The organism is Burkholderia oklahomensis C6786 (genome assembly GCF_000959365.1).
GTDB lineage: Bacteria > Pseudomonadota > Gammaproteobacteria > Burkholderiales > Burkholderiaceae > Burkholderia > Burkholderia oklahomensis.
The window spans coordinates 779,516-791,934 of record NZ_CP009556.1; the positions used below are offsets into that span (position 1 = coordinate 779,516).

Genomic DNA, 12,419 nt, shown 5'->3' on the forward strand with positions numbered 1-12,419 from the left:
CAAACGATGACGAACAAGTACAAGGCTTCGGCCAGTGGGCAGAAATTCATCGCGCGCAACCGCGCGCCGCGTGTGCAGATCGAGTACGACGTCGAGACCTACGGCGCCGAGCGCAAGGTCCAGCTGCCGTTCGTGATGGGCGTGATCGCCGATCTCGCGGGCAAGCGGGCCGAGCCGCTGCCGGACTTGCCGGAGCGCAAGTTCATGGAGATCGACGTCGACAACTTCGACGAGCGGATGAAATCGGTCGCGCCGCGCGTCGCGTTCCACGTGCCGAACACGCTGTCGGGAGACGGGATGCTCAACGTCGACATGACGTTCGAGAGCATCGACGACTTCTCGCCCGCCGCGATCGCGCGCAACGTCGATGCGCTGCGGCGCCTCCTCGAAGCGCGCACCGAGCTGTCGAACCTGCTGTCGTACATGGACGGCAAGCACGGCGCCGAGCAGCTGATCGAAAACGCGATCAACGATCCGGAATTGCTGAAGTCGCTCGTGCGTCAGCCGCTCGCCGCGCCTGCCGGCGACGGCGCGCAGGCGGCGCCGGACGTTGCGCACGATTCGGAGATTCGCCATGAATGAACGCGCTCAAACCCAGGCCGACGCTCGCGAGGCCGCGCAGCCCGTCGTCGCGCGCGACGAGTTCGCCGCGCTGCTGCAGAAGGAGTTCAAGCCGAAGACCGCGGAGGCGCGCGAATCGGTCGAGCGCGCGGTGCGCACGCTCGCGCAGCAGGCGCTCGAGCATACGGTCGGCATGACGACCGACGCGTACAGCAGCGTCAAGCAGATCATCGCCGAGATCGACCACAAGCTGACCGAGCAGATCAATTTGATCCTGCATCACCAGGAATTCCAGACGCTCGAAGGCGCGTGGCGCGGGCTTCACTATCTCGTCACGAACACCGAGACCGACGAGCTGCTGAAGATCAAGGCGCTGCCCGCGTCGCGCAACGAGCTCGCGCGCACGCTGAAGCGCTACAAGGGCGTCGCGTGGGATCAGAGCCCGTTGTTCCGCAAGGTCTACGAAGAGGAATACGGGCAGTTCGGCGGCGAGCCGTTCGGCTGCCTCGTCGGCGATTTCTACTTCAATCACAGCCCGCCCGACGTCGAGATGCTCGGCGAGCTGTCGAAGATCGCGGCGGCCGCGCACGCGCCGTTCATCGCGGGCGCGTCGCCGGAGCTGATGCAGATGGATTCGTGGCAGGAGCTGTCGAATCCGCGCGACCTGACGAAGATCTTCCAGAACACCGAGTACGCGGCGTGGCGCAGCCTGCGCCAGTCCGAGGATTCGCGCTACGTCGGGCTCGCGATGCCGCGCTTCCTCGCGCGGCTGCCGTACGGCGCGCGCACGAATCCCGTCGACGAATTCGACTTCGAGGAAGACACCGACGCGGCGAGCCACGAACGCTACACATGGGCGAATTCCGCGTACACGATGGCGGCGAACATCAACCGCTCGTTCAAGCTGTACGGCTGGTGCTCGTCGATCCGCGGCGTCGAATCGGGCGGCGCGGTCGAGGGGCTGCCGTGCCACACGTTCCCGACCGACGACGGCGGCGTCGACCAGAAGTGCCCGACCGAGATCGCGATCAGCGACCGCCGCGAGGCCGAGCTCGCGAAAAACGGCTTCATGCCGTTCGTCCACCGGAAGAATTCGGATTTCGCGGCGTTCATCGGCGCGCAGTCGCTGTATCAGCCGGCCGAGTATCACGATCCCGACGCGACCGCGAACGCGCGGCTGTCCGGCCGCCTGCCGTACCTGTTCGCGTGCTGCCGCTTCGCGCACTACCTGAAGTGCATCGTGCGCGACAAGATCGGCTCGTTTCGCGAGCGCGACGACATGGAGCGCTGGCTCAACGACTGGATCATGAACTACGTCGACGGCGATCCGGCGAACTCGTCGCAGGAGACGAAGGCGCGCAAGCCGCTCGCGGCCGCGCAGGTCGTCGTCGAGGAGATCGAGGACAACCCCGGTTATTACGCATCGAAGTTCTTCCTGCGGCCGCATTACCAGCTTGAAGGGCTCACCGTGTCGCTGCGGCTCATCTCGAAGCTGCCGTCGGCGAAAGCGGCGGGCGAATGAGCGTCACCGACTGACATTCGACTGACATCCCCCAATCAACCAGGACGGAGAGATCGATGGGCGTGGCAATGTTTATGAAAGTGGACGGCGTCACCGGCGAATCGGCCGACGCACAGCACAAGGGCTGGACCGACATCCAGTCGTTCTCGTGGGGCGCGAGCCAACCGGGCGCGATGGCGAGCGGCAGCGGCGGCAACGCCGGCAAGGCGAGCTTCAACGATCTCGTCGTCGCCGCCTACATGGACAAGGGGGCGCCGGCGATCATCAAGAACTGCGCGAGCGGCAAGCACCTGTCGACGGTCGAGATCTCCGCGTGCAAGACGGGCGGCTCGCAGATCGAGTTCATGCGCGTGACGCTGCAGGAGGTGCTCGTCACGTCGGCGCAGATCGCGGGCGTCGATCCGGGCGACGCGGCCGACCGGCTGATGATGCAGTACGGCTTCCAGGCCGCGAAGGTCAAGAAGCAGTACTGGCAGCAGACCGACAGCGGCGGCAAGGGCGCCGAAGTGTCGGTCGGCTGGAACATCAAGGAAAACGCCGAGATGTGACGGCACGGGACGCGGATCATGGACGACGACGAGCGATCCCGGCGCGACCGGGAGGGCGGCATGCGCGCCGCACGCGACCGGCTGCAGCCCGCGCTGCTCGACCGGCTGACCGACGCTGAACCGCAGCGGCGCACGGAGCCGCCGGACGCGCAGGCGATCGGCGGCGACCGGCTGCGCGCGGCGGTGCTGCGCGATCTGTCGTGGCTGCTCAACACGCGCAACGGCGAGGATGGCTTCGTCGACTGGTCGGCGTTCGCGCACGCGCAGGCGTCGGTGCTCAACTACGGGATGCGGCCGCTCGTCGGCAAGCCGATGTCCGGCGTCGAGCGGATGTCGGTCGAGGCGTCGATTCGCGATGCGATCGTGCGCTTCGAGCCGCGCATCGCGCCCGACAGCGTCGAGGTCCGCAGCGTGCTCGACGCGCCGGACGGCGCGGCGGGCGAGCGCCGGCACAACGTGCTGATGTTCGAGATCAAGGGCACGCTGTGGTCGGTGCCGCATCCGGTCGAGTTCGTGCTGCGCTCGGATCTCGATCTGGAGACGGGCGCGATGTCGCTGCAATCGGCGGCGGGAGGCTGACGCGATGGACACGCGCCTCCTCGAGTACTACAACCGCGAGCTCGCGTATCTGCGCGAGCTCGGCGGCGAGTTCGCGCAGCAGTTTCCGAAGGCCGCCGCGCGCTTGCGGATGCACGATTCGGGGCCGCCCGATCCGTACGTCGAGCGGCTGCTCGAAGGCTTCAGCTTTCTGACCGCGCGCGTGCAGCTCAAGATGGACGCGGAGTTTCCGCGCTTCACGCAGACGCTGCTCGACGCCGTGTATCCCGGCTACGTCGCGCCGATCCCGTCGATGGCGATCGTGCGGTTCACGCCGATGATGAACGAGGGCAGTCTCGCGCAAGGCTACCGGCTGCCGGCCGGCACCGCGCTGCGCGCGCGGCCGGCCGCGTCCGAGCAGACCGCGTGCGAGTTCCGCACCGCGCACGATCTGACGCTGTGGCCGCTCGAACTGACGGCCGCGGCGGTGACGGGCGCGCCCGCGTATCTGCCGCGCTCGGCGACGGCCGCGCGCCGCGACGTGCGCGGCGCGCTGCGGATCCGGCTGAAGGCGCGCGGCGGCGCGAGCCTCGCGCAGTTGCCGATCGACCGGCTGATGTTCCATCTCGCCGGCCCCGAGCGCGACGCGCTGCATCTGCTCGAACTGATCGCCGCGCACACGATCGGCGTCGTCTGTCACGACACGGGCCAGCCGCCGCGCTGGCTGCACGTGCTCGGCGCCGGCGCGATCGTCCATCAGGGCTTCGACGCCGGCCAGGCGCTATTGCCCGACGATGGCCGCGGTTTCCAGGGCTATCGGCTGCTGCGCGAGTACTTCGCGTTTCCCGCGCGTTTCCTGTTCTTCAGCGTCGAAGGCCTGCGGCCGGCGCTCGCGCGCGCGACGGGCGACGAGTTCGAGCTGACGCTGCTGCTCGACCGGCACGACGCGGCGCTCGAGAACAGCGTCGATGCGCGGCATCTCGCGCTGAACTGCACGCCGGCCGTGAACCTGTTCGCGCGCCGTGCCGACCGGATTCCGATCCATCCGGGCGCGCGCGAGCATCACGTCGTCGTCGACCGCAGCCGGCCGCTCGACTACGAGGTCTACGCGGTGCAGCGGCTCGCGAGCGAGCAGCGCGACGATGGGCAGGTGCGCGAGTTCCGGCCGTTCCACGCGTCGTTCGCCGGCGACGACGGCAACTACGGCGCGTACTACACGGTGCGCCGCGAGCCGCGCCTCGTGTCCGCGCAGGCGCGCGCGAACGGCACGCGCACCGGCTACGTCGGCAGCGAGACGTACGTGTCGCTCGTCGACAGCGATTGCGCGCCGTACGACGAATCGATGCGCTATCTGTCCGTCGACACGCTGTGCACGAACCGCGATCTCGTGCTGCTGCAGCCGCCCGGCGACGCGAACACGTTCACGCTGCGCGTGTCGGCGCCCGTCGAGCGGATCGCGCCGATTCGCGGGCCGTCGCGGCCGCGCCCGCCGATCGCCGACGCGCAGACCGCGTGGCGGCTCGTCAGCCATCTCGGGCTCGCGCGCCACACGCTGACCGACGTCGACGACGAAGACGGCGCGCGCGTGCTGCGCGAGCTGCTCGGCCTGCACGCGGACCCGGCCGATGCGGCGATGCGCCGGCAGATCGACGGCGTGCATCGCGTCGCGTTCACGCCGGTGTTTCGCCGGCTGCCCGCCGCCGGGCCGCTGATGTTCGGGCGCGGCGTGCAGGTCGACGTGACCGTCGACGATCACGCATTCTCCGGCGACAGCCCGTTTCTGCTCGGCGCGGTGCTCGAGCAGTTCTTCGCGCGGCACGTGTCGATCAACTCGTTCGCCGAATGCGTGCTGAGCAGCGCGCAGCGCGGCAGGCTTGCGCAATGGCCGGCGCGCGTCGGCAGGCGGCCCGCGATATGACGACGAACCCGAAACCTTCGGCCGCGAACGCGGGCGCGAATGCAAATGCAAGCGCCGATGCCGCGCGCCGCGACGCATGGTGGCGCCGCCTGCGCGCCGCGCCGCACGGCTACGACCTGTTCCAGGCGCTGCGCTGGCTCGACGCGCTGTCGCCGGAGCACGCGCCGTTCGGCTATGCGTCGCGGCCGCACGACGAGCCGGTGCGGCTCGGCCAGGCGCCGTCGCTGACGTTCGCGGCGGCGATGCTGGCCGGCGTGCGCGACGATGGCCCGAGGCCGCGCATCGCGATTCACGGCTTCGGGCTGTTCGGGCCGAACGGGCCGCTGCCGTCGCATCTGACCGAATACGCGTACGAGCGCGTGAAGCAGCATGACGATCCGACTTTTGCCGCGTTCGCCGATCTGTTCCATCACCGGCTGATCCTGCTGTTCTACCGCGCGTGGGCCGATGCGCAGCCGACCGTCAGCCTCGACCGACCGGCGCGCGCGCGGTTCGACACGTACGTCGCGAGCCTGATCGGGCGGCGCGGCGAGCCGTCCGGCGACGCGTCGCGCGCCGCGGACGCGCTCGCGCCGCACGCGAAGTATTTCCATGCGGGCCATCTGGTGCGGCACACGCGCAATCCGGAAGGGCTCGTGCAGATCCTGCGACGCTACTTCGGCGTGCGCGCGCGAATCGTCGAGCACGTGCCGCAATGGGTGATGCTCGACCGCGCGCAGCGCTGCGCGATCCGCGCGACGCGGCCGACGCTGCCGCTCGGCGGCACCGTGCTCGGCTGCGCGGTGCGCGATGCGCAGTCGCGCTTCCGGATCGTGCTCGGCCCGCTGACGCTCGACGCATACCGGCAGTTCCTGCCGGGCGGCGTGCACGCTCGGCAGCTCGCGCAATGGGTGCGCGAATACGTCGGCATCGAATTCGACTGGGACGTGCAGCTCGAGCTCGCGCACGACGAGGTGCCGGCGCTCGCGCTCGGCAGCCGCCACGGGCTCGGCCGCACCGCGTGGCTCGGCGAGCGGCTCGATCCCGGCCCCGCGCGCGATCTCGTGCTCGGCTACGACGCGCGCGCCCGCCGCGCCCGCGGCGCGAGCGCCGGCATCACGAGCGCGCGAGCGCCGGCGGCCGATCGGGCCGCCGACGCCGCTGCGCTCCATCGACAACCTGCCTGAACGGAAACCGCCATGTCCGATATCGGCCGAGTGACCTTGTTCGGAAAGCTGAATGCTTTCCTCTACGAGACGCTGGAGCAGGCGACCGGCTTCTGCCGGCTGCGCGGCAATCCTTATGTCGAGCTCGTGCATTGGTTGAACCAGATGCTCCAGCGCCCGGACAGCGACGTGCATCGCGTGCTGCGCCGCTTCGACATCGATGCGGCTTCGGTGGATCGCGGGATCGTCGCGGCGCTCGACCGGCTGCCGCGCGGCGCCGGTTCGGTGTCCGATCTGTCCGCGCACATCGACGAGGCGGTCGAGCGCGCGTGGGTCTACGCGACGCTCAAGTACGACGCGACGCAGATCCGCAGCGCGGTGCTGCTGCTCGCGATCGTCAAGACGACGCAGCTGCGCAACGTGCTGTACGCGGTCTCGCGCGACTTCGAGCGGATCGTGCCGGACGTGCTCGCCAACGAGCTCGGGCAGATCGTCGACGGTTCGCCGGAAGCGCCGCCGCCCGCCGCGCGCGCATCGGCGGGCGGCGGCGCGCAGCCGGCGTCGGCGCGCGAAGGCTCGGCGCTCGCGCGCTACGCGGTCGATCTCACGGCGCGCGCGCGGGCGGGCGAGATCGATCCGGTCGTCGGCCGAGATAGCGAGATTCGCCAGATCGTCGACATCCTGCTGCGGCGCCGGCAGAACAATCCGCTCCTCGTCGGCGAGGCGGGCGTCGGCAAGACCGCGGTCGCCGAAGGCTTCGCGCTGCGCATCGTCGCGGGCGACGTGCCGCCGCCGCTGCGCGACGTCGAGCTGTATCTGCTCGACATCGGCTTGTTGCAGGCCGGCGCGAGCGTGAAGGGCGAATTCGAGAGCCGCCTGCGCGGCGTGATCGACGAGGCGACGTCGAGCGAGCGGCCCGTCATTCTGTTCATCGACGAAGTGCATACGCTCGTCGGCGCGGGCGGCGCGGCGGGCACGGGCGACGCGGCGAACCTGCTGAAGCCGGCGCTCGCGCGTGGGCTGTTGCGCACGATCGGCGCGACGACATGGTCCGAATACAAGCAGTACATCGAGAAGGACCCGGCGCTGACGCGGCGCTTCCAGCTCGTGCAGGTGCGCGAGCCCGAAGAGGATGCGGCGATGACGATGCTGCGCGGGCTCGCCGCGAAGCTCGAAGCGCACCATCGCGTGCTCGTGCTCGACGACGCGCTGCAGGCAGCCGTCACGCTGTCGCATCGCTACATCCCGGCGCGGCAGTTGCCCGACAAGGCGATCAGCCTGCTCGACACCGCGTGCGCGCGCGTCGCCGTGAGCCAGCACGCGGTGCCCGCGCCGATCGAGGATGCGCGGCGGCGGATCGACAGTCTGCGCGTCGAGCGCGAGCTGATCGGGCGCGAGTGCGCGCTCGGCGCGGGCGACGCATCGCGGCTCGATGCGATCGACGCGTCGATCGCGAGCGAACAGACCGTGCTCGATACGCTCGATGCGCGCTGGCAGGCGGAGCGCGACGCGCTCGACAAGATCGTCGACTGGCGCGCTTCGCTGCTCGACGACGATCCGTCGCGCGCGCTCGATGCGACGGCGCGCGCGGATGTGCAGGCGAAGCTCTCGACCGCGTTGCGCGAGCTCGCCGATTTGCAAGGCGAGACGCCGCTCGTGCTGCCCGCGGTCGACACGCACGCGGTGGCCGCCGTCGTGTCCGACTGGACCGGCATCCCGCTCGGCCGGATGGTGCGCGACGAGATGCAATCGGTGCTGAAGCTGGCCGATACGCTCGCCGAGCGCGTCGTCGGCCAGCGGCATGCGGTCGAGTTGATCGCCGAGCGGATTCAGACGGCGCGCGCGCGGCTCGACGATCCCGCGAAGCCGCACGGCGTGTTCCTGTTGTGCGGGCCGTCCGGCGTCGGCAAGACCGAGACCGCGCTCGCGCTCGCCGACATGCTGTACGGCGGCGAGCACAACGCGATCACGATCAACATGAGCGAATTCCAGGAGGCGCACACGGTGTCGACGCTGAAGGGTGCGCCGCCCGGCTACGTCGGCTACGGACAGGGCGGCGTGCTGACCGAAGCGGTGCGGCGGCGGCCATACAGCGTCGTGCTGCTCGACGAAATCGAGAAGGCGCACCGCGACGTGCATGAAATATTTTTTCAGGTGTTCGACAAAGGCTGGATGGAAGACGGCGAGGGACGCTACATCGACTTTCGCAACACGGTGATCATCCTCACGTCGAACGTCGGCTCCGAACGCGTGATTCAGCTGTGCCGCGATCCGCAGCGTCTGCCCGATGCGCAGACATTGACCGACGCGCTGCGCGCGCCGCTGCGCGAAGTGTTTCCCGCCGCATTGCTCGGACGACTGACCGTCGTGCCGTACTACCCGCTGACCGACGAGATGCTCGCGCGGATCGTCGCGCTGCAGCTCGCACGCATCGAGCGCCGCATCGAAGCGCATCACGGGATCGAACTGCATTGCGCCGATTCGGCGACCGCGCTGATCGTCGAGCGCTGCCGGACGATCGAGTCCGGCGGCCGGATGGTCGACGCGATCCTCACGCATACGGTGCTGCCACGCATCAGCCAGGAGATCCTGCGCGCGACGATCGAAGGGCGCGCGTTGTCGGGGATCGAAGTGAGTGCGGACGAAGGCCAGTTCGTTTATCGATTCGAAGAGGAGGGGGCGACGTGACCCGCGTGTTCACACTCGACAGCCTGCACGGAGACGACCTGAAGTTCCACCGGCTCTACGGCGAGGAAGCGCTCGGGCGAATGTTCGACTTCCAGATCGAAGCGCTCGCCGACAATCACAGCCTGTCGCTGAAGGCGCTGCTCGGCAAGCCGGTGACGGTGCGCATCCGGCAGCAGGACGAATCGGAGCGCTATCTGAACGGAATCGTCGCGCGGGCGTCGCTCGTCGGGCGGCGTGCTGAGCGCCATTATGGCTACCAGCTGATCGTGCGTCCGTGGCTGTGGCTCGCGACGCGCCGCTCCGATTGCCGGATCTTCCAGAACAAGACGGTGCCCGAGATCGTGCAGGAAGTGCTCGCATCGTACGGATTCCCGATTGAAAACCATCTGACCGACACGTACACGCCGCGCGACTACTGCGTGCAGTACAACGAGACCGACGCGGCGTTCGTGTCGCGGCTGATGGAGTTCGAAGGCATCTATTACTACTTCAAGCACGCCGCGCAGACGCATACGCTGATGCTGTGCGACGCGATGTCGTCGCACGTCGCGCTGCCGGGCTACGAGCACATTCCGTTCATCGCGCGCGACCGCACCGCGATCGCCGACGAAGAGCACATCGACAGCTGGCTGCCCGCGCAGGAAGTGAGCATCGGCAAGCACGAGACGAGCGACTACGACTACACGAAGCCGCGCGCGGATCTGTCCGCGCAGAAGATCGATCCGCGCGGCCACGATCATGACAGCTTCGCGTCGTTCGAATGGCCCGGCGGCTATCGCGACGACGAGCCGGGCGCGCATTACAGCCGCGTGCGGCTCGAAGAGCAGCAGGCCGAGCACGAGCGCGCGCTCGCGCGCACCGACGTGCGCGGCATCGCGCCCGGCTATCTGTTCACGCTCGAACATTGCCCGCGCGCCGACCAGAACCGCGAATACCTGATTGTGCGCTGCCAGTATCGGTTTCAGGAGAACGCATACGCGACCGACAGCGGCAACGAGGCGGTCGTGCACGAATCGCAGACGCTCGTGCAGCCGTCGAGCCTGCCGTATCGCTCGCCGCGCGCGACGCCGCGGCCGCGCACGAACGGCCCGCAGACGGCGACCGTGGTCGGCCCGAAGGGCGAGGAAATCTGGACGGACCAGTACGGACGCGTGAAGCTGCAATTTCGTTGGGACCGCTACGGACAGAGCGACCAGAACTCGTCGTGCTGGGTGCGGGTGTCGAGCCCGTGGGCGGGCGGCGGCTTCGGCGGCGTGCAGATTCCGCGCATCGGCGATGAAGTGGTGGTCGATTTTTTGAATGGCGACCCCGATCAGCCGATCGTGACGGGGCGTGTGTACAACGGCGAAAAGATGCCGCCGTGGGGGCTGCCTGGGAGCGCGACGCAGAGCGGGCTGCTGTCGCGCTCGTCGCCGGGCGGCACGACCGAGCATTCGAACGCATTTCGTTTCGAGGACAAGAAGGGCGCGGAGCAGCTATGGATGCACGCGGAACGCAACTTCGACGCGGAGACCGAGCAGGACCACACGCTGTCGGTGGGCCACGATCATTCGCATTCGGTCGGCAACGACGAGACGATGAGCGTCACGAACAACCGGCAGAGAAGCGTCGGGCAGAACGAGACGGTGAACATCGGGAAACATCGCGTCGCGCAGATCGGCGGGAACGAGACGCACGGCGTCGTGGGCAATCGCACGCGGCAGGTCGGACAGAACGAGGCCGTGACGATCGGCGCGAATCGCGAAGCGACGATCGGCGGCAATCACGTGGAGACGGTCGCGAAAGACAAGACCGAAACGATCGGGCTGGGCAAGACGTTGAATGTCACCCAGCACTATCAGACGACTTCGAAAAGCATGAAAACCGCCGTCGCCGAGCATCACGCCGAGGAGATCGGCTCGCGAACGTCGACGATCGAGAAAGCACACGTGCTCAACGTCGGCGATTCGCAGTCGGTCAACGTCGGCGCGAGCCACACGATGAGCGTGAAGAACAACGTGCACGTCGGCGCGGGCGATCAGATCGCGCTCGTTTGCGGCGATGCGAGCATCACGCTGAAGAAGGACGGCACGATCACGATCAACGGCGTCACGGTGGAATCGAGCGCCAGCGGAAGCCATAGCGTGCGCGGCAAGACGGTGACGTCGTCGGCGACGGGCGAGCACACGGTCGAAGGCACGATACTGAAACTGAACCCCTGACGGGGCGCGAGGATCATGCAGAACTGGCAACCCACGAATCCCGTGGAGCGCAGGTTCATGGATGCGCACACGGATTGGCAAGGTTTCGCGAAGGATCGGGCCGCAAGGCTGATGATCTGGCAGACGAACGAAGCCGACGCGCAACTCGTGCAGCTCTATTTCCAGACGCAGGAGGAGATGTCGAGCGCGGTGATCGTCATGCGTTCGGATTTTGTCGATGGCGCACATTACGCGCCGGCGCTGACGGACGAGCTCATCGGGTTTTACGACAGCCGGCGCGATGCGTCGAACGCGCAAGGGCTGCGTGCGGATTGGCAACCGCCTCGCGACGACGGCGGACATCCGGTTCTGCGTTTTCTGAGCGTCGCCGACAGCTTGATACAGCACCATCCGGACATCTTTCCGGCGATGGTTTTCGTGTTGCAGCCCGCGCAGGTTCGCGGCGATGCGGCGTTCGCGCGTTGGCTCGGCGAGCTGCTCGACGTCATCGAAGCCTCGCCGAGACTCGGCGCGCGCGTGCGATTCGTGTTGCCGCGCATCGACGCCGAACCGCTCAAGCCGCTGCAACAGCAACATTCGAGCACCGCGCACATCGTGAAGGGACGCTACACGATGGCGAGCGTGCCGCGCGAATTGCTCGCGGAATCCGGCGAGCGCGGGCCGAACGGCGAGTTCAGGCGATTGTTCGTCGAACTGAGCGAGACGATCGGCGACGGCAATCCGGCGCGTCTCGAACGATTGCGCGCAGCGGCGCTGCAGATCGCCGAGCGCGAGCAGTGGTTCGATCAATGCGTGGTCGTGCACCTGATAGCGGGTGCTGCGTATCTGAAATGGCGTGATCACGAACGCGCACTCGATGCGTATCGGCAGGCGACGGAAAGCGGTGAGCGCGCGGTCGGCGCAGGGCATCCGGCGGGGCCCAAGCTCGTCGCGAACGGCTTGTTCGGCGAAGCGAGCGTGCATCTGGCGCACAAGGCGTTCGCGCCGGCCGCGTACTGCTACGAGCGCGCGGCGGCGTCGACGACGGCTGCGCAGGACGCGCTGATGACCGTCGAGGCGTGGCGGATGAGCGCCGTGTGCTGGGAGAAGGCAGGCGAGCGCGAGCACGCATTGGAAGCGGGCTTCAACGCGCTCGACGCGGGACTCCTGATCGACGAATCGATGCGGCTGAACAGCAACTTGCGGCTCGTCGTCGAATGGATGGTCAAACAGGTCGGCGCGTTCGACCGGCGCCGCAGCGAGCTGAGCGACAAGGTCGCGGCGCTGCGCGGCGGACGCTGAACGCGGGCGGGGAGCGGA

The 12,419-nt window shown here is 68.2% G+C and carries 9 protein-coding genes; all 9 read left to right on the forward strand.

Annotation, left to right across the window (positions count from 1 at the left end; translation table 11 throughout):
- The first annotated feature begins 6 nt into the window (after window positions 1-6).
- Genes tssB through BG90_RS21475 form a run of 9 tightly spaced genes read left to right on the forward strand, consistent with a single transcriptional unit; the run spans window position 7 to window position 12,401 of the window.
- Window positions 7-582 (forward strand): type VI secretion system contractile sheath small subunit, encoded by a 576-nt coding sequence (tssB, locus tag BG90_RS21435; RefSeq protein ID WP_010110622.1) that lies wholly within the window; start codon window positions 7-9, stop codon window positions 580-582.
- Window positions 575-2,083 (forward strand): type VI secretion system contractile sheath large subunit, encoded by a 1,509-nt coding sequence (gene tssC / locus BG90_RS21440; protein ID WP_010110621.1) that lies wholly within the window; start codon window positions 575-577, stop codon window positions 2,081-2,083. The genes tssB and tssC overlap by 8 nt, the downstream gene beginning before the upstream one ends.
- 56 nt (window positions 2,084-2,139) lie before the next feature.
- Complete coding sequence (locus BG90_RS21445) at window positions 2,140-2,631, forward strand: Hcp family type VI secretion system effector (protein ID WP_010110620.1); 492 nt, start codon at window positions 2,140-2,142, stop codon at window positions 2,629-2,631.
- An 18-nt stretch (window positions 2,632-2,649) separates the two neighbouring features.
- Window positions 2,650-3,210, forward strand: coding sequence for a type VI secretion system baseplate subunit TssE (tssE, locus tag BG90_RS21450; RefSeq protein ID WP_010110619.1), 561 nt, complete (start codon window positions 2,650-2,652; stop codon window positions 3,208-3,210).
- Window positions 3,211-3,214: 4 nt separating this feature from the next.
- Complete coding sequence (tssF, locus tag BG90_RS21455) at window positions 3,215-5,086, forward strand: type VI secretion system baseplate subunit TssF (protein ID WP_010120738.1); 1,872 nt, start codon at window positions 3,215-3,217, stop codon at window positions 5,084-5,086.
- Window positions 5,050-6,252 carry a type VI secretion system baseplate subunit TssG gene (tssG, locus tag BG90_RS21460; protein ID WP_045568384.1) on the forward strand — a complete coding sequence of 401 codons (1,203 nt, stop codon included), beginning with the start codon at window positions 5,050-5,052 and terminating at the stop codon, window positions 6,250-6,252. The genes tssF and tssG overlap by 37 nt, the downstream gene beginning before the upstream one ends.
- Window positions 6,253-6,264: 12 nt before the next feature.
- The gene (gene tssH / locus BG90_RS21465; protein WP_041282386.1) at window positions 6,265-8,919 is read left to right on the forward strand and encodes a type VI secretion system ATPase TssH; all 2,655 of its coding nucleotides are present in this window, start codon (window positions 6,265-6,267) and stop codon (window positions 8,917-8,919) included.
- Entirely contained in the window at window positions 8,916-11,120 is a 2,205-nt protein-coding gene (locus tag BG90_RS21470; RefSeq protein WP_010110612.1) for a type VI secretion system Vgr family protein, read from the forward strand. Before tssH ends, BG90_RS21470 begins: the two co-directional genes overlap by 4 nt.
- Window positions 11,121-11,135: 15 nt before the next feature.
- The gene (locus tag BG90_RS21475; protein ID WP_010120721.1) at window positions 11,136-12,401 is read left to right on the forward strand and encodes a hypothetical protein; all 1,266 of its coding nucleotides are present in this window, start codon (window positions 11,136-11,138) and stop codon (window positions 12,399-12,401) included.
- Window positions 12,402-12,419: the final 18 nt, after the last annotated feature.